Source organism: Deltaproteobacteria bacterium, assembly GCA_009692615.1.
Lineage (GTDB): Bacteria > Desulfobacterota > Binatia > UBA9968 > UBA9968 > DP-20.
Genome location: SHYW01000097.1, coordinates 1 through 20,264 on the forward strand (window position 1 = coordinate 1; position 20,264 = coordinate 20,264).

The window sequence follows — 20,264 nt, forward strand, 5'->3', positions numbered from 1 at the left end:
CGGCCTCAACCACGGTGATCTCGCTGCGATATACTCGTTGAATTACGTCTAGTCGTTTCTCGTCTTTCATTGTCAGGGTTGTCATCCTTCCACCCTGACATAATTACGTTGCCGTTAACCCCTGACATAATCACTTTGCTACAACACCCAATCAACCGCCGCGTTGACAACCTTCTTCAACCAGGAATAAGATTCCGCCATCATTCGTGAGTGAGTTCGCATGCAACTAACATTAGCTCATCATCCGGTCAGTGAATTCAAACTCGGCGCGCCGGCGCGTCTCGACGGCACGGTTCTCGTCGTCGATCCCGCCGAACTACGCCGGCTGTTACTCACCGATGAATTTCTTACCGGCGTCGACTTCGACATCGTCTCGCCCGGCGAGAGCTGCCGCGCCGGGCCGATCTTCGACATCGTCGAGCCGCGCGCCAAAGCACCCGGCGCGGGCTGCGACTTCCCCGGCATCCTCGGCGCAGCCACCACCGCCGGTATCGGCACGACCCATGTGCTCACAGGCATGGCGGTGTCGATCCTCGCGGAAATTTCTCCCGACCTCACCCGCAGCACCACTGGGCGAGTGTTGGAAATGAGCGGCGCGCCGGCCCAGGCCGGCGAATATTCTCTGCTGCGTCACTTGATCGTCATCCCAAAGACAAAGCCCGATCTGCCGCGCCACGTCGTCGAAAAAGTTTATCGCATCGCCAGCATCAAAACCGCCGTGGCCCTCGCCCAATTAGCTTTGAATCAGCCGCCGGCAACCGAAGAACAGTTCGATCCGGTGGGTCCGGCGCAGCCGGGGCACGAAGGCTTGCCGCGCGTCGCTTACATCGGCCAAATTTTTTCCCGCCAGCGCAAACCGCAAGTGGACGAACCGATTCTTTACGGCGCCAACACCGATGGCATGCTGCCCGTCATGCTTCATCCCGACGAATGGCTCGACGGCGCCATCGTGCCGTCGCTGCACTCGTGGTTTGGCGGCATGGAAACTTATTATTATCAGAACCAGCCGATCATCCTCGATCTTTACCGGCGCCACCACGCGCGCGAGATCAATTTCGTCGGCACCGTCGCCACCGTCGCCGGCTCGGACAACTTCGACCGCGAACGCCAGTGCCGCGCCGCGGCCAATCTGGTCAAGTGGAACTTGCAAGCCGACGGCGCCGTGCTGTCAAAATACGGCGGCGGCCTGCCCCACGCCGACCTGTCCGAAACCGCGCGCTTGCTCGAACAGATGGGAATCCGCACCGCGGTCATGGTGTCGGATGTCTCGCGCGACCGGCGCGTCGAGTCGGCGCTGCTGTTCAACGTTCCTGAAGTCGACGCCATCGTCTACAACGGCGGCAACGGCACGCACTATGAACTGCCGCGCCTGAAGCGCATCATCGCCGCGACCAATGAATTCGCCGAACTGCTCACCGGCCCGATGACCATCGACGCAGCGAACATCGTCGGCGTCACCAACCAACAAGGCGCGTCGAGAATGAGATCCGTGGTGTACTGAAGAAGGCAATAGGCATGAGGCAACAGGCAATAGTGAAGAATCTTGAGAAGCCAATTCTGCCTGTTGCCTAATGGCTATTGCCTAGGAGTTACAATGCGCATCGCTCACTACTTAAATCAGTTCTTCGGCGGCATCGGCGCTGAAGAACATGCGGACAAGGGAATGGAAATTCGCGCCGGCGCGGTCGGTCCCGGCAAAGTTTTGGAATCGTTGCTGGGAGCTGACGCGCAGATTGTTTTAACCTTTGTCTGCGGCGACAACTACGCCGTCGAACGGCAAGAAGACCTGATCGCCAGTGTCATCGAAAAGCTGCGCGGAGAAAAGCTGGATTTATTCGTCGCCGGACCCTGCTTCGACGCCGGTCGCTACGGCATGGCCGCGGGTGCGCTTTGTCGCGCGGTGCAAAAAGAATTCGGCATCCCAACTGTCAGTGCGATGAGCGAGGAGAATCCCGGCGTCGATCTGCACCGCGACGCGCTTTACATCGTCGATTCCGGAACGAGCATTACGAAAATGCGCGGCGTATTGGCGAACATGGCGCGGCTCGCCAATAAACTCGTCAGCAAAGAACCGATTGGTCTACCGAACGAAGAAGGTTATCTGCAACGCGGCTGGCTGCGCGATCAATTAGTCAATAAAACTGCCGCGACGAGAATGGTCGACATGCTGCTGGCGAAAATGGCCGGCGAAAGCTTTGAATCGGAAATGCCGGCGACGACCTTCGCGCCGGTGCCGATGCCGGCGCGGATCAAAGACATGTCGAAGGCGAGAGTGATGCTGATCACCGACGGCGGGCTGGTGCCGAAAGGCAATCCGGATCGCATTGAAGGAACCGCGGCGACGCGCTGGGGTTCCTACAACATCGCCGGCCGCGACGACCTGTGCGCCGCCGACTACGAAGTTTCCCACGGCGGCTACGACACGCGATTTGTCCAAGAAAGTCCCGACCGATTAGTACCGCTCGATGCCCTGCGCGAAATGGAAAAAAACGGCGTCATCGGCAAACTGCACGACGAATTTCTTTCCACCTGCGGCCGCTCCAATCCATTGTCAAACACCCGCCGCCTCGGCCGTGAGATGGTGGAGAAAATCAAAAGGGAAGGCGTCGACGCCGTCATCCTCACCTCGACGTGAGGCACCAGCACTCGCAGCGGCGCTGCGATCACGACGGAACTGGAAAAAGCCGGCATCCCCGTGGTGCAAATCACCTCGGCGCTGCCCATCGCCAAAATGGTCGGCTCCAATCGCATCGTCTTGGGCGCGGGAATCGTCCATGTCACCGGCGACGCTAAATTGCCAATGGCGGATGAAAAACAACTGCGAAGAAAATTGGTACAGCAAGCACTCGACGCGCTGCAATCGAATGAAAAGCGGTAATTTCCCTCTTGGGGCGCAATGAATTGCGCCCCTACATCGGATCGAGAATCCAATCGAGCGGCAATCCTTTAGAGAAACACGCTGATATTTTTTGCGTCGAGAACCGCTTGATCGAGAATGATCGTGCGGCGGGCGATTAGGAAAGAATCGCCGGCGCGGCGCAGGATATCTTGGCGCGCGCCGACGAATAAATCTTTATCGCTTTCCATGCGCGTGCGGTAAACCAGAAAATTGGAGTGGGCTGCGATTTCGTTGCCGTGGTCATTTTTGATCCGCACGTTGGTGATCAGATGACGCGTGCGCGACGGCGGCACCTCGGCCCAGGCGATTTTTGAATAGGCTCGTTCAACTCTGATCTTGAGCGCCTTGATGTCGTCGTCGAAGTAATAGCCTTCGCCGGGCTTTGATAATTCTTCGCTGATGTTTTCCGGCCGCTCCAAGGTGTTATGGCGGATCGGCATCCAGTAGCGGATATCTTCGGCGAGCAAGTTGAACCACTCGCGCAACTTGCGCTCGTCCAACAATTCGGCTTCGAGATAGTAGAAATCTTCGACTTGCTGGCGCAGTTCGTTAGCCATTTTGCGTGCTCAGCACTTCCTGCCAATTTTTCGCCTGCAGCATCTTCGCCCAGTGCATGTACAGGCTCAACTGATTATTGTCGCTGAAGCGGCTCTTCACTCGCCCCGGTAGTTCGATATCCACCGGCGGCTCGTTGCCATGCATTTGATAGTTCGCCGGATAGCGCCGGCCAATTAAACTCTTCGCCGCGCCGGTCACTTGAATCCAGTTGTCCATGTCGTCTTGCTCGAACACGCCGCTCGGACTAAATCGGTACTGCGACACGAAGCGCATCGCCTCTTTGATTTTCGCCGGCGCGGCTTTGTCGACGATCGCCCAGCTCCAGATTTCCATCTTGTCCGGCCCGCGCGGCAGCCAGACGCGAATCGTCCGCGTCAACCAGTGCACCGAGAGATTGGGAAACACCGTTCCCGCCGAAGGCGAAATCTTGCGCGCGCGCACGGCACCCAAGCGATTTTCAATTTCTGCGGCGTGCTCCTTCATGTAGTCGACGAGCTGGTTATCAGGCTGCGCAAACCAAGGCCCGCTCTCGGGCGGCGTTAGCCATGACACGAGAATGTGGCCGAGGTCGCAAGCGATCTGACAGCCTTTGTTCCATTGCCGGGTCTCAGCCGTCGTCGTGTCGATGCCGAGCTCGCGCGCCGAGCCGTGCGTCGAGGCGATGTGGTAACCATCGCCGCCGAAATTTTCCGCGGCGGTTTTCCAATTGGCATCGACCACCCAACGGTGCGGACCGCTGACTTCCGTGCCGCCTTCGCGGCGATCGAGAAGAATGTCGAGGTACCAGGCCATGTCGCCCAGATAGTCGCGTAGCGACGGCGCCTCGGCATCGAAGGTCGCAAAGATCAACCCTTTGTAGCTGTCGATCTGCGCCACTGGAATCAAACTCCACTGCGAGCGATCGAGATCGCCAAAGGCATCGACCATCGGCACCAGAGCAAGCTTACCGTCGGTGGTGTAAGACCAGCCGTGATAGGAGCAAGCGAATAGTTTGGTATTGCCGCGGTCGGCGCGGCAGATCCGATTGCCGCGATGGCGGCAGAGATTCAAGTGCGCGCGAAGTTGGCCATTCAGATCGCGGCAGAGAATCACCGGCTCCTCACCCATGTAGCGCGTCACGAAATCGCCGGGATTGGGAATCTCGCACTCATGACCGAGATAAAGCCAGCAGCGCGCGAAGATTCGTTCACGCTCCAAATCGTAAATTTCCCGGTCGGCGAAAATGCGCCGGTCGATGATACCGCCTTCAGGATCGACGAGGGATTTAATGTCCATGCACAGACCTCCTTCGAAAAACGCGCCGATGCATCAGCGAATTCCCAACTCCTTGTTCACTTCGCGCTGCAACGCGAAATCGAAAACTTTCGACGGCACCATGGGCTCCGGCAGTTTGAGAATCTGCGCGTCGAGCGCCAGGTGTTCTTTGATTTCATCGTCGGTGGGAATCCCGTTGGTCGTGAACGCCGCTTTGGTCGCGCGCAGGGATTCGAGTGCGATCGCCAAATCGCTATTCCAGATTTTCGCCAGCATCTCGGCGCTCTCGCGTTCGTTCTGCTCGATAAAGCGCGATGCTTTAGTCTTCGCCCGCAGCATTTTTTTCACCAGGTCGGGACGTTCTTGCAAAAACTTGGCGTTGACCGCCAGGCCGTTCTGCACGCTGGCGTATTTGTCGATGGCGGTATCGAGGATATGCATTTTGAATTTATCGCGCCCAAGAAAAACCCAGGGCGGACTCACCGCCGCCACTTGGACCGTGTTGGTGACTAGCGACTGCAAATGACGCGCCTCATCGCCGCCGGCGATGGTCGTGATGTCCTTGTCCGGATCGAGACCGCCGGCAACGAGCATCTTGCGCGCCGCCGTGTGTTGGCTGCCACCGATGGTCGCCGTCGCCAAGAGTTTGCCCTTCAAATCTTTCACCGTTCGATATTCCGGCCGCACCACCAACCAAAAAATCGGCCGGCGCAAACTCACCGAGACAACTTTGAGCGGCACGCCGCGATGAATCGCGCGAATCGCGCTGCCGATGGAGCCGAGCCCGTGCAAATCGCCGGTCGTGCCGGCGGTCACCGCCATGTTCGCCGACATCTGCACCAGCAACGGCTCCAAACCTTCCTCGCGAAAAAACTGCTTCTCCTTGGCGATCAGCCAGTCCACCGTCGGCATGCCGCTGCTCGAATAGCTGAGGGTGACTCTCTGCAGTGGCAGTTGCGCTGAGCATTCTTCGTCTCCCAGCGCGAACGTCGATGCGATGATTACCACCAGCAATACTAGTCTCATGATTTGTTCCTTCATCTATGACGGTGACGGTCTTCGCTTACCGTAGCGGGCGGGTCGTTCACGCGCAAGAAAACCGATTTTTCGCTTCGTCGGTTCCGGTGGCGTCATTAGCTGGCGAATCGTACGGAAAACGAATTTGAACTGTGAGTCATACTTTCCCTCAAGCTCATCGATGCGGCGAGCCAAGTTTTTATGCGATGCGATCGTTTGCCGAAGTTTGATGAAAGCCCGAACGATCTGAATGCTCACGCTGACCGCCGTTGAACTATTTAGAACATTGGCCAACATAACGGCTCCGTGCTCGGTGAAAGCAAAGGGTCGAGTCCGTGAGAATTTAAGCTGTTGGAGGTGGTCACAAACTGTGACCACCTCGGCTTTCTCAACAGCGGTCAATTGAAACATAAAGTCCTTGGGAAACCGCGCGAGGTTACGCTTCACCGCCTGATTTAAAGCTTTGGTTGGCACGTTGAAAAGCGTGGCGAGATCCGCATCCAGCATCACTCTTTGTCCGCGAACTACCAAGATGGATCGGTTGATTCGCTCATAAGGGACGACCGAGGGGTTGTTTGCCATATCGCAGGCGATCTTACGCAAAGCCATGGTGAAAGAGCAAGTGGAATGGGCCACTGGTCTGTCCAGGGAATCGACTCAACCAGTCTATCTCTTGAGCCCGCATCGATCTCGTTATATGACTGGCCAGACTGAATTTCTCTGCGTGCAGAGCCTGGTTAGAAATCAGTTCAACCAACATTTCAACGGAGGAATTTTAAGCATGGCTGCTGAGGCCCAATACGCGGCGCTGCCGGTGAGCATTACGGTCAATGGCGTCAAGCATGATGCCCTGGTCGAACCGCGCACGCTGCTGGTTTATTTTTTACGCGAGCAATTAAACTTAACCGGCACCCACGTCGGCTGCGACACCAGCCAGTGCGGCGCCTGCACCGTGCACCTGAACGGCCGCGCGGTGAAATCCTGCACCGTGCTCGCCGTGCAAGCCAACGGCGCCGAAATCAAAACCATCGAAGGCTTGGCCGACGGCGACAACTTTCACCCAGTGCAAGAAGGTTTTCGCGAAAAGCATGGCTTGCAATGCGGCTACTGCACGCCCGGCATGATCATGACCGCGGTGCATTTGCTGGAGACTAATTCGAATCCGACCGACGACGAAATCAAGCACGCCCTGGAAGGTAATCTGTGCCGCTGCACCGGCTACGTCAACATTGTCGAGTCGATCAAGTGGGCCGCGGAGAAAATGGGAGGCAAAAATGTTTCCCGCTAACTTCGGTTACGTCGCGGCGCGCTCGATTGAAGAAGCGTTGCAGCTCCTGTCGCAACACGGCGAAGACGGCAAACTCTTGGCCGGCGGCCATAGCTTGATTCCAGCGATGAAGCTGCGCTTGCAAGCGCAGCAAACCTTGATCGATCTCGCCACCGTGCCGGGCCTACGCGGCGTGCGCGTTGACGGTAACGATCTCGTAATCGGCGCCCTCACCGTACACACCGACGTCGCAGCAGCCGAACTCGTGCGTAAACATGTTCCTGGCCTTGCCGAAGCCGCTTCGGTGATCGGCGATGTCCAGGTGCGCAACCGCGGCACCATCGGCGGCAGCGTCGCCCATGCCGATCCGGCGGCGGATTTGCCGGTCGTGCTAACCGCGCTCAACGCCAGTTTCGTCGCCCAGTCCGCGTCGGGCAAACGAACGATTAGCGTCGACGATTTTTTCACTGACTTTTACACCACGGCGTTAAACGCCAATGAAATTCTCACTGAAATCCGCGTGCCGATCCCAGCTGCTGGGACAGGAACAGCGTACGCCAAACTGCCGCACCCGGCCTCCGGTTATGTGGTCGTTAGCGCCGCAGCGCTGATCACCCGCCAGGCATCCGGCACCTGCGCGGCATCGAGAATCGCCATCGGCGGTCTAGGCAGCGGTCCGCTGCGCGCCGTCGCCAGCGAATTGGCGCTGCAAGGCAAACCGCTGACGACTCAGATAATCGCCAGCGCGGCCGCTCAAGCGGCCGAGGAATCCGACCCCATGGACGACAGCTACGCCAGCGCCGACTACAAGCGCCATGTCGCGACGATTTACGCGCGCAAGGCGATAGAGACCGCGCTGGAACGCGCGGCAAGATAGAGTTCGAATTCTTGTTCCCTCTCCCCTTGCGGGAGAGGGCTAGGGTGAGGGGACGAACAATAGACGCCCTCACCTCAATCCTCTCCCAGAGGGAGAGGAAGTAAGGGGGAGAAATTAAATGAGCACCGAACACGAAACCACCGGCCTCATCGGCGCATCGCCCAAGCGCGTCGAAGATCCGCCGCTGATCACCGGCCGAGGCTGCTACACCGACGATATCCAATTGCCGGGCATGCTCTATCTAGCATTTCAGCGCAGCCCCTACCCGCACGCGAAAATTATTGCCATCGACGTCAGCAAAGCCAAATCGATGGCGGGCGTCGAACTAGTCATCACCGGCAACGATCTTGGCGACAAGCTGAACCTCGCGCCTTCGCAGGTGCTGCCGAATATGATAATTCCGGCCCATCCCGTGCTCGCGCGCGGCGCGGTGCATTGTGTCGGCGTCCCAGTCGCGGCAGTCGTCGCGAAAACTCGCGCGCAAGCCGAAGACGCTGCTCACTCGATCGCAGTCGAATATGAAGCTCTGCCGGGAGTGTCGAATGCCGAGGACGCGCTCAAGCCCGGCGCGCCGCTGGCGCATCAAGATCTCGACAACAACGTTTGTTACGCCATGACCAAGAACGGCGGCGACGTCGACAAAGCTTTCGCCGGCGCCGATCATGTTTTCACCATGCACATCACGAGCCCGCGCCAAGTGGCGTTGGCCATGGAGCCGCGCGGCATCGCCGTCAATCCCGGTCCCTTCGGCAAAAATTTAACCGTATGGCTTTCCACTCAAGGACCGCATCGCGCCCGCGCCGAGATCGCCGGCGTGTTGGGTTTTCCTGAACATAAGATTCATTTGATCGCGCCCGATGTCGGCGGCGGCTTCGGCAGCAAAGGCCCGGTCTACCGCGAAGACATCGTCGCCTGTCATGTCGCGCTCCAGTTGCGTAAGCCGGTCAAATGGATCGCCACCCGCAGCGAAGATTTTTTGACGACGATCCAAGGCCGCGATCAAGCGATGACTTCGGAAATGGCGTTGCGCAAAGACGGCAAGATCCTCGGCTTGAAAGTAAAAGTCGTCGCCAACCTCGGCGCCTATCTTCACTCCAGCACCGCCGGCCCGCCCCAGCGCATGATGGGCATGGCCTGCGGCAGCTATCAGATCAAAGACTGCCGCGTCGAGATCGTCAGCGTCTTTACCAACACTTGCCCCACCGGCCCCTATCGCGGCGCCGGCCGGCCCGAGTCGGTGTTGAACATAGAGCGGCTACTCGACAAAGCCGCCGCCGTCCTCGGCATGGACCGCTTGGAGATTCGCCGGAAAAATTTCATTCAGCCCGATCAGTTCCCCTACACCACCGGCACCGGCGTCGAATACGATTCCGGCGATTACGAAAAACCGCTGCTCGAAGCGCTGAAACTTTCCAACTACGAACAGCTGCTGCGTCAGCGCGACGAGCGGCGCAAAAAAGGTGAGCTGGTCGGCGTTGGCTTTTCAACTTTCGTCGAACCGAGCGGCGGCGCGGGATTTGAAAGCGGCACTGTGCGCGTCGAACGCACCGGCGAGATCACCGTGCTCACCGGCTCCAGTTCTCATGGCCAAGGCCACGAAACTTCCTGGGCGCAGATCGCCGCCGGGTTGATGCAGACCAGCATGGATCACGTGACTGTGTTACACGGTGACACGCACGTGAGCCAACAGGGCACCGGCACTTTCGGCAGCCGCAGTGCGGTGGTCGGCGGCGGCGCACTGGCGGCAGCCGCGCAGCGCGTCATCGACAAAGGCAGACGCATCGCTGCGCATCTGGTCGAAGCGTCGCCGGAAGATATCGTTCAGGCCGACGGCGGTTTTGCCGTCAAAGGCGTGCCCGACAAAAAAATCGGCTGGCGCCAAATCGCCGGCGCCGCTTACGGCGGAAGAATTCCGCAAGGAATGGAAATCGGGCTGCAAGAAACTTCCTTCTTCGATCCCCAGCGCGAAGCCTGGGGCTTCGGCACGCATATCGCGCTGGTAAGCATCGACCGCGACACCGGCAAGATGACCATCGAGAAACTGATCATGGTCGACGACTGCGGCGTGGTGATCAATCCGATGATCGTCGAAGGACAGATTCACGGCGGCGTCGCCCAAGGTCTCGGCGAAGCGATGCGCGAGCAGATGCTCTACAGCGACGACGGCCAGGTGCAAACCGACACGTTTATGAACTACGCGATCATGCGCGCCGGCGACATGCCGCCAATGACGCTCGGCGAAACCGTCACGCCCAATCCGTTCAATCCGTTGGGCGTCAAAGGCGTCGGCGAATGCGGCACCAATGGCGCCCCGCCGTCGGTGGCCAATGCCTTGATGGACGCCCTCGCGCCGTTGGGCATCGAGCACGTCGACATGCCGTACACGGCGCCGAAGCTCTGGGGATTGATCAGTAAGGCGGGGAAAAACTAGGCAGCAGACATTAGGCAACAGGCAATAGTATGATGAAGAGGGCTGCGGTTGTGATGCCGCAGCCCTCTTTGTTTGTGTCAGTCTCTAAAAGTAGTAATGCCGCTCTGAGCCGTCATAGCCACCGCTCAGCATGCAGTATTTCTTGAAACCTCCTCCCTGAATTGCAGGGGCAAGGATCGTTGCGGCCAAGTTTTTCTAACAGTTCTTTATCGCCGCCGATGACTTGGTGCCCGCGTTTGACGCGGGTTTCGGACGCGAAACCTTTGCGCCGCTTGCTGGTTGGTTCAAAAGCGGCTCTCATCCTCGAAGCGTTTCATATTCTTCATACAACTACCCTTCCTTTCTTTCGCGGAAACCGAAGGTGCCAAAAACCATCGATCTTTGCACGCCGTTGACTTTTCACGGGCTCATCGACTATTCCAAAGATCGGTAGTGGTTCAGTTTCGCCAATGCTTGTAGGGGCGGACCTATGTGTCCGCCCGTCCGGAGGGCCGACACGCAGGTCGGCCCCTACATTGAGATGCGACGCTACAAGCAAACGAAGACCAGCGACGTTGCAGTTCTCATTTTCGACGTGAAGGGAGATCGGTCATGCTCAAGCGAATGCTTCTGACACTGGTGATGCTAACGTCTCTTTGCTCCATTGAAGCCAACGCGCAAACTGCGGCGCCGGACAAAGTCGTCGTCAGCTACCCAAGTAAATCGATCACCAACTTTCCGATCTTGGAAACCGCCCAGCGCCGCGGCTTTTTTCACAAAGAAAATTTGAGCGTCAGCATGGTCTACATGCGCGGCGGCATCGACATTAAAGCGATCCTCACCGGCGATGCCGACTTCGGCACCGCCGGCACCACCGCGGTCACCGCCTTCGTCGCCGGCGCGCCGTTGCGCGTGGTCATGAGCATGAATGCCTTCGTCGACCAAGCGCTCTACGCCCAGCCGAAGTATCGCAATCTGGCTCAGCTCAAAGGCCAGTCCATCGGTTCGCTCAACCCCGGCGGTCTAGTCGACACGCTGCTGCGCCGGATCATCGTCAAGGAAGGGTTCTCACCCGATCGTGATTTTATTTTGCTCAACATGGGCGGCACGCCGGAACGGTACGCGGCGTTGAAGTCGGGAACGCTAGCGGCATCGATGTTGAGCGCGCCGCATAGCCTGCGCGCCGAGAAAGACGGTTTTATCAAGATCGCCGCCACCCGCGACTATGTCGATGTTCCCGGCACGGCGTTGGTCACCCACGCCGATAAGATCAGGAGGCAGCCGAACCTCGTCAAGCGCTTTATGCGCGCCGGCCTGCGCGCCATGAACTACATCCGCGACAATCGCGTCGACACCGTGCAATTGATTATGCGCGAATTCGGCATGGACCAAGAGATCGCCGGGCTGGCTTACAAACAATTGCTCGAATTACTGAGCACCGACGGCAAGAATCGCGTCGAAGGCTATCAACTGCTCGTTGACTTCACCCGCGCGTCGCAAAAAATCGACCGGCCGATCAGCGCCGCACAGTTTGTCGATGAGACGATTTTGGATGAGATCGCCAGAGAAGGTCCGTTAGCGCGATAGCGCAGCGAGCCAGCTGCGTCCTTGCCTCCATGGCAATGATAGTTGTAAAGATGCAAAGTCAATTCAGATTTAAGGAGTTCATATGGGAACATTTAAAATCGAAGGCGTCACTCACTGGTCGATACCGGTCAACAATCTAAAAGAATCCGAAGAGTTTTACGGCGGTGTGCTCGGCCTCGAACTCTTGGGACGCCTGAGCAACGGCGTGATGACTTGCTACAACGTCGGCGCGCACAACATACTGTTATGCGAACGGCAAAAACCGCAGGACGAGAACATCGTCGAAGAGCGCGTGCATCACTCGTTCAATGTCAGCCCGCAAGGATTCGTCGCGGCGTGCAAGACGTTTCACGACACCAAAGTCCCCATCGTCGAACTCGAATACCGCGCCAAAGGTCATTTCACCGGCCGCGAGCTTTACATTCACGATCCGAGCGGCAACCGCTTGGAAATTCGCGATGAGACCTGGAAGAAAGGCATGCCGGAGCCGACGTTCGAAGAAATCGTGCGATCGTAGGCCGCAATCACAGGATACCCCGCGGCACACCGCGGAGAATTGAGCTGAAGGAGACTCGCGATGGCCAACTACAAGCTCTACTATGCCACCAACCGCAACCACATCGGCAACGATCGCTGGCAACCCGAAGGTTACGGGGCAAAATTCAGCGATGATGGCATTGAAAATCTCCGCTTCGGCGTCGGCACGCTAAGTGCGGACGCTGACCAGGTGCAAAAACATCTCGACGCCGACAAACAAGACGGGGGCATCGGCGACGGCGAAGCGTTGGGCGATTACTTAACGAAATGCGCCGAGAACGCCAAGATCGCGGCCTATCCGGAAAGCCTCGCCAAAGATATCCCCGAAAGCGCCCAGCCCAACGCCAAGCTCGGTTCCAAAGCGATGTTCGCCGAGGTTCAAGGTGACATGCTCGGGAGCACCGATATTTTGATTTATATCCATGGCTTCAATGTCAGTTGGCGCAGCGCCGTGGGCTCGGCGCTGGCCTTGCAGTTGATGCTCCAGAATAGTCCGCGTCGAGATCCCGAGCAAAACGTTTTGGTCGTGTTGTTCTCCTGGCCATCGGACGGTTTGGCGTTACCCTGGGTTTCCTACAAATCGGACCGCTCCGAAGCGACCGGCTCCGGCGCCGCGGTGGGCCGCGCCTTCCTCAAGACGCGCGATTATCTCGCTAACCTGCGCGCTCAAGCCAAAGCCGGCGGCCAAGAACTATGCGACCAGGATATTCATTTGCTCTGTCATTCGATGGGCAATTTTCTTTTGCAGTCGGCTCTGGCGCGCACCGCGGAGCACACACCGAGCAGTGCTTTACCACGCATCTTCGAACATGTCTTCCTGTGCGCTCCCGATGTCGACGACACGGCGCTCGAACCCGGCCAGCCTCTCAATCAGGTGCAAGAAATCGCGCGCAGCGTGACCGTTTATCACAATACCGGCGACACCGCGATGGTGATTTCCGATGTCACCAAGGGAAATCCCGATCGGCTGGGCGGACACGGCGCTGCCCACCCGGCGCTTCTCCACAGTAAGATTCATCAGGTCGACTGCACGCCGATTGTCCATGGCGTCGTCGAGCATAGCTACTATCTCACGGGCCACGTCAACGCCGATATCCGCGCCAGCATCGACGGCTGGAGCCAAGACGACAGCCAACGCCGACGCGCGAAGAAATCCAACTTGGCGAATGTTTGGGAGATGCTATAGCGGCGAATCAACGAATATTGATCACGGCGTTCGACTCAAACACAGACAGAATTCATCCTTCCTCCGTGCCGTAATCCCGCGCCGCCGCTTCGGACGAAACATAGCCGCGCATGACATCGCGCGCCACCGACTCGCGCGGCCGTTGCGCTGGCGGGCCGTAGCCGCCACCGCCGCCGGATTCGACGGTGATCGCGTCGCCGGCTTTGAGCGGGTAGGCTTTTTCTTTGTAGATGATTTCTCTCTCACCGGATTTTTTTTCAACGACGATGCGGCCCGATTTGCCTTCCTTGCCGCCGTAGACGCCCCAGGGCGGATACTTGACGCGATCGAACATCGCCTGCAAATCGGCGTCGCCGAGCATCTGATATTTTTTGCGAAATCCCAAACCGCCGCGAAATTTTCCCGCTCCGGCGGAATCCGCGCGCAAGCTGAATTCGGAAATACGGTACGGATACATCGACTCTTGCAGCTCGACCGGAATGATCCGCGTGTTGCCGTGCGCCATGGTGCGAAACGGCCCGGCGCCGTCATGAGTCGCACAACCGCCCCAGCCACCGTGGCCGCTGTCGTGGCAGTCGAACAACGTGCCGTTCTCGCGCCGGCCGCGAAAGCGCACGCCGGAAAAAGTTCCGAAGTGCGCCGCGGTGACGCGCTCCGGCATCGCCGGCTCCATCGCCTTGATGAACGCGTCGATCACGGTTGGAAACGGCTGGGAATAATTTCCCGTCGGCGCGGTCGCGTGGGCGCTCAGCAATTTACCTTCGGGCAAAATCAATTTCAGCGGTCGAAACGTTCCCTCGTTGGCCGGCTCGTCGTTGGCGACGAGATATTTAAATGCCACCCGTGCGCAGGTCCTGCCGCCGCCGTAGTAACCGGAATTGATGCAGCCTTTGACTTGATCGGCGATCTCGCTGAAGTCGACGGTCATCTCGTCGCCGGCGACGATGACTTTAACCTTGATCGGCAGCGGCTCGTCCGACTCGCCGTCGTTATCGAAAAACGTGCTGTGGCTGTAAACTCCGTCGGCGATCGCGCGAATCTTTGAGCGCGCCGCCGCTTCGCTTTGATCGAGAATAGTTTTGAGCGCGCTCAGAAAAGTCTCGACGCCGTACGTGTCGGCCAGCGCTTGGATGAAATCCCGGCCGAGCACGCAGCCGGCGTATTGCGCCGATATGTCACCCATCAGTTCCACCGGAAAGCGCGTGTTGTTTTCGATGATGCGATAGATTTCTTGAATCGGTTCGCCCTTGGACCACAGTTTGATCGAGCGCAGCTGCAAGCCTTCCATGAAAATATCGCTGGAGCGCGGCGTGATGCCGCCGATGTCGATCCAATGCACGTTGATGGCGAAAAATCCGACCAGCGATGTTTTCTCAGAGCCGGCAAAGATCGGCGTGTACATCACCGTGTTGTTCAAGTGCTGTCCTTGCACCGCGGCGTGATTACACACGACTACATCGCCGTGATGCAGCCGCTCTTTGCCATACACCGAGAGTCCGTCGCGCACCGCCATACCCACCGAATCGGCGACGAAGACCGGAATCCCGCCGGTGCATTGGGCGATCAGTTCGCCGTCAGGTCCGACTAAACCGACAGCGAAATCTTTGTACTCGTAAATGTACGGGCTAAACGCCGTGCGCGTGATGTTGGCGTCGATCTGATCGGTGATCGAAACGATGCCGTAACGGATAACTTCCAGTGTGATCGGATCGACGGAATTTTGCGTAGGATTCAACTTAGCGTCCTAATTGTTGTAGGGGCGACGGCGGTCGCCCTCCGACTGGCCGCGCCAACCTCACAGCCCGTACAGCGCCTTGGCGTTGTCGGTGAGAATTTTCTGCTTCACTTCCGGTGAAATGTCCGTGCGCTCTTTAAATATTTTTATCGCATCGACATCGCTCGACGTATCCATGTGGCCGTAGTCGGTGCCGATGACCAGACAATCTTCGCCGCCGTTGGCGACGATGTAGGGCAAGTCGTCGGAATTTTCACAAGTAACGAACATGCCGTACTCGCGGGCGATATTTTCCGACCATGGCCGGTCCAAAGTACGAAAGCGGTTTTTCGCTTCGTGCAGCACCCACGGCAGCCACTGGGCGCTCGCTTCGATGAAACCCCAACGCAGTTTGGGAAACTGCTGGTGAATATCGCTGAGCATCACGTCGCTAAACGACGCCACGGTGGGCACGCGGAAACGATGCAAACCCGCAGCCTGCGAAACTGGATGACGATATAAATCGTTGAGCCACGCGTTACCGTTAGCGATATGCACGGCGATCGGCATGTCGAGCTTCTGCGCTTCATCGTAAATCGGATAGAAGTAAGGATCGGCGAGCAAACGATTGCCTTCGATGGGCCGCATCAAGACCGCGCAGGCGCCGTGCTCTTTCGACCAGCGGATCTGATCCAACGCGTCGGACATACTGAGAATCGGCGCCATGCACGACCACAGCAACCGGCCATTGCCGTGCTGCCAAATATCGCCGAGCCAACGGTTCCAACTTTTGCACAAGGCGATTTCCACCGCCGGCCGATCGGTCACCGCTTCGATGAACATGGTGTTGTGCAGCACTTCGATATCGACGCCGATCTGATCCATATGTTCCAAACGCATATCGACGTTGCCCATCTCCCGCGACGCATCCATGTCGGCGAACCTGCGCCCCGCCTGCTTCGCGCGCTGTTCCAACGCTTCGGCTGAGAATGCCGGGAAACGCAAGCCGCGCACCTTGCCGTCGACCACCCAGAACTGCTGCTTGACGCCGCCGTTCTCGGCGGTCTGCAACGGAATCGGCCGAAACTGCCGCTCCGACGGATCCATGAAATCCCAAGTCCGCTCGCACTCGACAACATGCGCATCGGCATCGATCACTGTAGAGTTTCCGTTAGTCTTCATGGTCATTCTCCTCTTCGGGCAGAGAGTATTGGATCGCACCGCGTGCTGTCAACATTGCAGCGTACCGAGAATTTCTTTTCACCACGAAGACGCGAAGGACACGAAGTTCGGAAAAAGAGTTTTAACCACGAAAGGCACGAAAAATACGAAATTTCGGTCAGTGGATTAATCTTATTTTCGTGTGTTTCGTGTTTTTCGTGGTTAAATTTCTGACTCCGAACTTGGCGTCTTTGCGCCTTTGCGAGAGGTAATTCCGAATCGGAATATTTCCCCTCCGTGATCTCTGTGTTCTCTGTGGTGAAACCTCATAACACCAACTGCCTCGACCGCCGGATTCACTTCTGCTAATCTCACAAAATGACCTGGCAAGAAAATCTTCTGACTAGGACCGATCAAGTCCGCGAGCTGATCGAACAAACCAAACGCATCGCCGTGCTCGGCATCAAGACCGACGCCCAGGCCGATCAGCCGTCGGTTTACGTGCCGCAATACATGCAGCGCGCCGGCTGCGAAATTATTCCAGTGCCGGTTTACTACCCAGAGGCGACAGAAATTTTAGGAGAGAAAGTTTATCGCAAGCTGACCGACATCCCCGGCGACATCGACATGGTGGACGTCTTCCGCCGTCCGCCCGATATCGCCGGCCACATCGACGACATCTTAGCGAAGCAACCGAAGTCGGTTTGGTTTCAATCCGGCATCCGCAATGACAACGCCGCGGAAATCTTCGCCAAGGCAGGCATCAAAGTCGTCCAAGACCGATGACTGATGGTCGACCACCGGCGGTTCGCCGGTTAAGATAAATGTCGGGGCGACCGGCGATCGCCCGCCGGTCAATTACACCAAGCAGTAACCGCAGCTAAACTCATCCGCCCTTCTTCACCACGCTCTGCATGATCTTTTCCCACTGGGTCACTTCGCGCTCGTATTGTTCGACCGTGAAGCCGCTGTCGGGATACCAACGCTTGAAACCGTAATCTTTCGTCGCGATGCCGTATTTGAATTTCTCGAACAGCGCTTGGCCGTCCGGGCTCAAGAGAAAATCGGCAAACAGCAGCGCGCCATTGGGATGCGCTGTCTTCGCCGTCACCACCGCCGCGCCCGCATGCGTCGGCACGATGTCCAGCGGCAGCCATTCCACCGGCGCGCCCTTCTCCGCCGCTTCGAGCGCATGGGTTTGAAAGATCGACGGCGCGGCATCGACTTCGCCGGACGCGACCAGATCGCGCAGCGCCGGCGCGGCCAGAGAAAACAAACGCATCTCTTGCGTCTTCAACTTGCGCACCCACGCCTCGCCTTTCACCTTGAGCATCGCGCCAAAGATTTCCGCGCCGCTGCCGCCGGTGCCGACGGCGAGCCGGCCCTTGAGTTCGCCATTGAGCAGACCATCGAAATTTTTCGGCAGCGCGCTCACCGGTACTTTGCTCTTGTTGTAGCCGAAGCCGACGTAGGACTCCCGCGCCGTGATCCAGTAATACAAATCCTTGCCGGCTTTTTCTCGCGCCGCTTCCGGGTAGCTGCGTAGATAGGGAGAATTGAATGGCGCCAAGAGTTTTAACTCGCGTAGCGCCATCAACGTCTCGCCGGTGGACTCCACCGTATCGACCAAATAGCGCCGCGCCTTGCTCTCTTCCATGATGCGCGTCACCAACTCCGAACCGCCGGCGCGGTAGACCTCGACCTTCACGCCGGGATATTTGGTCTCGAAAGCTTGCAAGATCGCCTTGTACGATCCGCCCCCCAGCGAAGTGTACCAAACCACCTTGCCTTCGCTCTTGGCGCCGGCGAGCAACAACTGCTCACGATCAGCGCCGGTGTAGGCGGCCATTTCCGCGAACGACGCCGGTTTTTTAGTCTGCGCGGAAGCAGCTGAAACGAAAATCACCGCAAAGCCGGCAACAATGGCAATTAGCTGCATAAAAATTATCCGAAACTCGCAACTCGAAACCCGTAACATTGAACTGCGCGCCCTCACGCTGCCAACTTCTTCGCGTGTAAATGTTTGGCGATAAAATTTTCCACCATCTCATGGGCGCGATCGGTCATCGGTCCCGGCTCGTCAATCCACAGGTGTCCGCAGCCCGCGAACAGTTCATACTGACACTCGCCCCCCGCGGCGCGATACGAGTTGGCGAATCGCTCCTGCACCGCCGGCCGCACATTGTCGTCGAGTTCGCCTTGCATGATTAGCAGTGGCGGCAATGCGATCTTCTCACCGCGGTCGAGAATCTCCTGCGGATTGGCTTCGTGAATCGTTTCCCACGGGTTAAAATATTTCTTACTGTTCTGCATCATCTCGGCGCGCCCGAGACGCTCGGCGTTCAAGTAGCGCTCGTAGGGATTGCTCACCGGCGAGCGCGTCGCGACGTAATTGACGCTGGCGTCCAACTGCGGCGCTTCGGCGAGCTTCAGCGCATTGTAGCGCGCATCGTTCGGTCGCATCGCCAACAATTCCACTTCATGCCCGCCGCTCGAACTGCCGAGCACGCCGATAGTCGCGCCGTCGCCGTTCCATTCCTGCGCTTTGAATTTCAGCCAGCGCACGCCGTAGTTGGCATCCTGCACCGAGGCCGGATAAGGCGCCTCAGGAGCGCGCGTGAGATCGATGGCGACAACCAGCACGCCGCTGCGCGCGATAGTCTCGTCCATCAATCCATTCGCTGTTCGGTCCTTATTATTCCAAGCCCCGCCATGGAGATCGAGCAACACCGGAAACGGCCCGTCGCCTTGCGGCTGATAAATCCGCGCCATCAAAGTCCGCGCCGGTATCTTACGAAACTCGACATCCCAACTTTTGATCTCGAACTTGTTCGAAGAATTATATGCGGTCGCCATCAGTCCGTCCTCCATTAATGTTAAGCCATGCGAGCGGGTTCTAACCCCGCCCCTATCGATCCAAATTCTTTTTTGCGTTTTCTGCGGCCAACCGTCCGAATCTAACTTTGTGACCTTTGTGCTCTTTGTGGTTAAATCATCTTCACGACCCCGGCGTCTCGCCGACTTTCCAAATATACAGCGTGCGCGACTCGGCGTAATCGGAGCCGTCTTCCGGCGGCCGGTTGACGTATTCAATGCGTGTCGGTTTCCAGTCGTCGATGTCGAAGTCATGGGCGACCACTCGCGAGCCCGGTTTCAACTTTTGCAGCTTCGGCCTGAGCGCGTTGTTGAACCATTTGAACATGTAGAGCGTGACCACAGTCGCTTCGGAAAGATCGACGGTGAGTCCGTCCTGGGCGCGGAACTCGACGAGATTGGCCACGCCTTCATTAAGCGCGTTCTCGCGCGCTTTGGCCACTAGCTCAGGATTCAAATCGATGCCGACACCGCGGATGCCGTACTTCTTCGCCGCCTCAATGACGATCCGGCCGTCGCCGCTGCCCATGTCGTAAAGCACGTCGCCCTTCTTGATCTCGGCCACTTCGATCATCTTCTGCACCACATGCATCGGCGACGGCACGAAGGGAATCGTATCCTGAGCCCAACTGGCTTGCCGCGCCAACAGCACCATTGCCAACGCGACCGACAACCTCGCAACGTATCTGATCATGACGATCCTCCAGCAAAACATTTTCGCGTCGCATCATATGCCGAGCACGACGGCGCTTGTCAATGGCAAATTGAGCTTAGTGTTGTAGCAAGGTGATTATGTCAGGGGTTAACGGCAACGTAATTATGTCAGGGTGGAAGGATGACAACCCTGACAATGAAAGACGAGAAACGACTAGACGTAATTCAACGAGTATATCGCAGCGAGATCACCGTGGTTGAGGCCGCAC

20 protein-coding genes are annotated in these 20,264 nt (G+C 57.8%); 10 read left to right on the forward strand and 10 right to left on the reverse strand.

Annotated elements, in window-relative coordinates:
• Positions 1-220: 220 nt before the first annotated feature.
• The 3 genes from EXR70_19480 to EXR70_19490 all read left to right on the forward strand — a co-directional run bounded on the left by EXR70_19480 (position 221) and on the right by EXR70_19490 (position 2,878).
• Positions 221-1,501 (forward strand): hypothetical protein, encoded by a 1,281-nt coding sequence (locus EXR70_19480; GenBank protein MSP40676.1) that lies wholly within the window; start codon positions 221-223, stop codon positions 1,499-1,501.
• Positions 1,502-1,594: 93 nt separating this feature from the next.
• Entirely contained in the window at positions 1,595-2,635 is a 1,041-nt protein-coding gene (locus EXR70_19485) for a glycine/betaine/sarcosine/D-proline family reductase selenoprotein B (GenBank protein ID MSP40677.1), read from the forward strand.
• 27 nt (positions 2,636-2,662) lie between these two features.
• On the forward strand, positions 2,663-2,878 hold the full coding sequence (locus tag EXR70_19490; GenBank protein ID MSP40678.1) for a hypothetical protein: 216 nt from the start codon (positions 2,663-2,665) through the stop codon (positions 2,876-2,878).
• Between the two features lie 68 nt (positions 2,879-2,946).
• Here the strand turns inward: EXR70_19490 and EXR70_19495 are convergent, their stop codons facing one another.
• The 4 genes from EXR70_19495 to EXR70_19510 are packed head-to-tail and all read right to left on the reverse strand — an operon-like array spanning position 2,947 to position 6,310.
• Positions 2,947-3,456: a 3-phenylpropionate/cinnamic acid dioxygenase subunit beta gene (locus EXR70_19495; GenBank protein MSP40679.1), complete on the reverse strand. Its 510-nt coding sequence runs from the start codon at positions 3,454-3,456 to the stop codon at positions 2,947-2,949.
• The gene (locus tag EXR70_19500) at positions 3,449-4,732 is read right to left on the reverse strand and encodes an aromatic ring-hydroxylating dioxygenase subunit alpha (GenBank protein MSP40680.1); all 1,284 of its coding nucleotides are present in this window, start codon (positions 4,730-4,732) and stop codon (positions 3,449-3,451) included. The genes EXR70_19495 and EXR70_19500 overlap by 8 nt, the downstream gene beginning before the upstream one ends.
• 33 nt (positions 4,733-4,765) lie before the next feature.
• The gene (locus EXR70_19505; protein ID MSP40681.1) at positions 4,766-5,752 is read right to left on the reverse strand and encodes an ABC transporter substrate-binding protein; all 987 of its coding nucleotides are present in this window, start codon (positions 5,750-5,752) and stop codon (positions 4,766-4,768) included.
• On the reverse strand, positions 5,753-6,310 hold the full coding sequence (locus EXR70_19510; protein MSP40682.1) for an ORF6N domain-containing protein: 558 nt from the start codon (positions 6,308-6,310) through the stop codon (positions 5,753-5,755).
• A gap of 199 nt (positions 6,311-6,509) precedes the next feature.
• Here EXR70_19510 and EXR70_19515 point away from each other — a divergent pair, with 199 nt between their 5' ends.
• The 3 genes from EXR70_19515 (at position 6,510) to EXR70_19525 (ending at position 10,303) form a co-directional block, all read left to right on the forward strand.
• On the forward strand, positions 6,510-7,016 hold the full coding sequence (locus EXR70_19515) for a (2Fe-2S)-binding protein (GenBank protein ID MSP40683.1): 507 nt from the start codon (positions 6,510-6,512) through the stop codon (positions 7,014-7,016).
• A complete protein-coding gene (locus tag EXR70_19520; GenBank protein MSP40684.1) occupies positions 7,003-7,872 on the forward strand; it encodes a xanthine dehydrogenase family protein subunit M in 870 nt (289 codons plus the stop codon). The genes EXR70_19515 and EXR70_19520 overlap by 14 nt, the downstream gene beginning before the upstream one ends.
• A 118-nt stretch (positions 7,873-7,990) precedes the next feature.
• Positions 7,991-10,303, forward strand: a complete 2,313-nt coding sequence (locus EXR70_19525) for a xanthine dehydrogenase family protein molybdopterin-binding subunit (protein MSP40685.1) — start codon at positions 7,991-7,993, stop codon at positions 10,301-10,303.
• Between the two features lie 112 nt (positions 10,304-10,415).
• Here the strand turns inward: EXR70_19525 and EXR70_19530 are convergent, their stop codons facing one another.
• A complete protein-coding gene (locus EXR70_19530; GenBank protein ID MSP40686.1) occupies positions 10,416-10,604 on the reverse strand; it encodes a nucleic acid-binding protein in 189 nt (62 codons plus the stop codon).
• A 290-nt stretch (positions 10,605-10,894) separates the two neighbouring features.
• Here EXR70_19530 and EXR70_19535 point away from each other — a divergent pair, with 290 nt between their 5' ends.
• The 3 genes from EXR70_19535 (at position 10,895) to EXR70_19545 (ending at position 13,592) form a co-directional block, all read left to right on the forward strand.
• Positions 10,895-11,869: an ABC transporter substrate-binding protein gene (locus EXR70_19535; protein MSP40687.1), complete on the forward strand. Its 975-nt coding sequence runs from the start codon at positions 10,895-10,897 to the stop codon at positions 11,867-11,869.
• Positions 11,870-11,951: 82 nt separating this feature from the next.
• Complete coding sequence (locus tag EXR70_19540; protein MSP40688.1) at positions 11,952-12,386, forward strand: VOC family protein; 435 nt, start codon at positions 11,952-11,954, stop codon at positions 12,384-12,386.
• A 60-nt stretch (positions 12,387-12,446) separates the two neighbouring features.
• The gene (locus EXR70_19545) at positions 12,447-13,592 is read left to right on the forward strand and encodes an alpha/beta hydrolase (protein ID MSP40689.1); all 1,146 of its coding nucleotides are present in this window, start codon (positions 12,447-12,449) and stop codon (positions 13,590-13,592) included.
• Between the two features lie 52 nt (positions 13,593-13,644).
• On the opposite strand, the gene EXR70_19550 is transcribed toward EXR70_19545, so the two are convergent.
• On the reverse strand, positions 13,645-15,327 hold the full coding sequence (locus tag EXR70_19550) for a hydantoinase B/oxoprolinase family protein (GenBank protein MSP40690.1): 1,683 nt from the start codon (positions 15,325-15,327) through the stop codon (positions 13,645-13,647).
• Positions 15,328-15,387: 60 nt separating this feature from the next.
• Positions 15,388-16,494, reverse strand: coding sequence for a hypothetical protein (locus tag EXR70_19555; protein ID MSP40691.1), 1,107 nt, complete (start codon positions 16,492-16,494; stop codon positions 15,388-15,390).
• Positions 16,495-16,845: 351 nt separating this feature from the next.
• Between EXR70_19555 and EXR70_19560 the strand changes: the two genes are divergently transcribed.
• The gene (locus EXR70_19560) at positions 16,846-17,253 is read left to right on the forward strand and encodes a CoA-binding protein (protein ID MSP40692.1); all 408 of its coding nucleotides are present in this window, start codon (positions 16,846-16,848) and stop codon (positions 17,251-17,253) included.
• A gap of 100 nt (positions 17,254-17,353) precedes the next feature.
• Here the strand turns inward: EXR70_19560 and EXR70_19565 are convergent, their stop codons facing one another.
• From EXR70_19565 to EXR70_19575, 3 genes are read right to left on the reverse strand one after another with little or no spacing between them, the layout of a single operon-like run.
• On the reverse strand, positions 17,354-18,445 hold the full coding sequence (locus tag EXR70_19565) for an extracellular solute-binding protein (protein ID MSP40693.1): 1,092 nt from the start codon (positions 18,443-18,445) through the stop codon (positions 17,354-17,356).
• A 14-nt stretch (positions 18,446-18,459) separates the two neighbouring features.
• Positions 18,460-19,596, reverse strand: coding sequence for an alpha/beta hydrolase (locus EXR70_19570; protein MSP40694.1), 1,137 nt, complete (start codon positions 19,594-19,596; stop codon positions 18,460-18,462).
• Complete coding sequence (locus EXR70_19575; protein ID MSP40695.1) at positions 19,466-20,056, reverse strand: class I SAM-dependent methyltransferase; 591 nt, start codon at positions 20,054-20,056, stop codon at positions 19,466-19,468. The genes EXR70_19570 and EXR70_19575 overlap by 131 nt, the downstream gene beginning before the upstream one ends.
• Positions 20,057-20,264: the final 208 nt, after the last annotated feature.

What these genes read in the sequence shown, in the direction of transcription:
- EXR70_19545 (MSP40689.1), top strand. Translation starts at nt 12,447, where the DNA reads ATGGCCAACTACAAGCTCTACTATGCCACCAACCGCAACCACATCGGC.
- EXR70_19480 (MSP40676.1), top strand. Translation starts at nt 221, where the DNA reads ATGCAACTAACATTAGCTCATCATCCGGTCAGTGAATTCAAACTCGGC.
- EXR70_19530 (MSP40686.1), bottom strand. Translation starts at nt 10,604, where the DNA reads ATGAGAGCCGCTTTTGAACCAACCAGCAAGCGGCGCAAAGGTTTCGCG.
- EXR70_19520 (MSP40684.1), top strand. Translation starts at nt 7,003, where the DNA reads ATGTTTCCCGCTAACTTCGGTTACGTCGCGGCGCGCTCGATTGAAGAA.
- EXR70_19485 (MSP40677.1), top strand. Translation starts at nt 1,595, where the DNA reads ATGCGCATCGCTCACTACTTAAATCAGTTCTTCGGCGGCATCGGCGCT.
- EXR70_19535 (MSP40687.1), top strand. Translation starts at nt 10,895, where the DNA reads ATGCTCAAGCGAATGCTTCTGACACTGGTGATGCTAACGTCTCTTTGC.
- EXR70_19500 (MSP40680.1), bottom strand. Translation starts at nt 4,732, where the DNA reads ATGGACATTAAATCCCTCGTCGATCCTGAAGGCGGTATCATCGACCGG.
- EXR70_19510 (MSP40682.1), bottom strand. Translation starts at nt 6,310, where the DNA reads ATGGCAAACAACCCCTCGGTCGTCCCTTATGAGCGAATCAACCGATCC.
- EXR70_19575 (MSP40695.1), bottom strand. Translation starts at nt 20,056, where the DNA reads ATGTTTTGCTGGAGGATCGTCATGATCAGATACGTTGCGAGGTTGTCG.
- EXR70_19495 (MSP40679.1), bottom strand. Translation starts at nt 3,456, where the DNA reads ATGGCTAACGAACTGCGCCAGCAAGTCGAAGATTTCTACTATCTCGAA.
- EXR70_19505 (MSP40681.1), bottom strand. Translation starts at nt 5,752, where the DNA reads ATGAAGGAACAAATCATGAGACTAGTATTGCTGGTGGTAATCATCGCA.
- EXR70_19560 (MSP40692.1), top strand. Translation starts at nt 16,846, where the DNA reads ATGACCTGGCAAGAAAATCTTCTGACTAGGACCGATCAAGTCCGCGAG.
- EXR70_19565 (MSP40693.1), bottom strand. Translation starts at nt 18,445, where the DNA reads ATGTTACGGGTTTCGAGTTGCGAGTTTCGGATAATTTTTATGCAGCTA.
- EXR70_19515 (MSP40683.1), top strand. Translation starts at nt 6,510, where the DNA reads ATGGCTGCTGAGGCCCAATACGCGGCGCTGCCGGTGAGCATTACGGTC.
- EXR70_19540 (MSP40688.1), top strand. Translation starts at nt 11,952, where the DNA reads ATGGGAACATTTAAAATCGAAGGCGTCACTCACTGGTCGATACCGGTC.
- EXR70_19555 (MSP40691.1), bottom strand. Translation starts at nt 16,494, where the DNA reads ATGACCATGAAGACTAACGGAAACTCTACAGTGATCGATGCCGATGCG.
- EXR70_19570 (MSP40694.1), bottom strand. Translation starts at nt 19,596, where the DNA reads ATGACTTCGACATCGACGACTGGAAACCGACACGCATTGAATACGTCA.
- EXR70_19525 (MSP40685.1), top strand. Translation starts at nt 7,991, where the DNA reads ATGAGCACCGAACACGAAACCACCGGCCTCATCGGCGCATCGCCCAAG.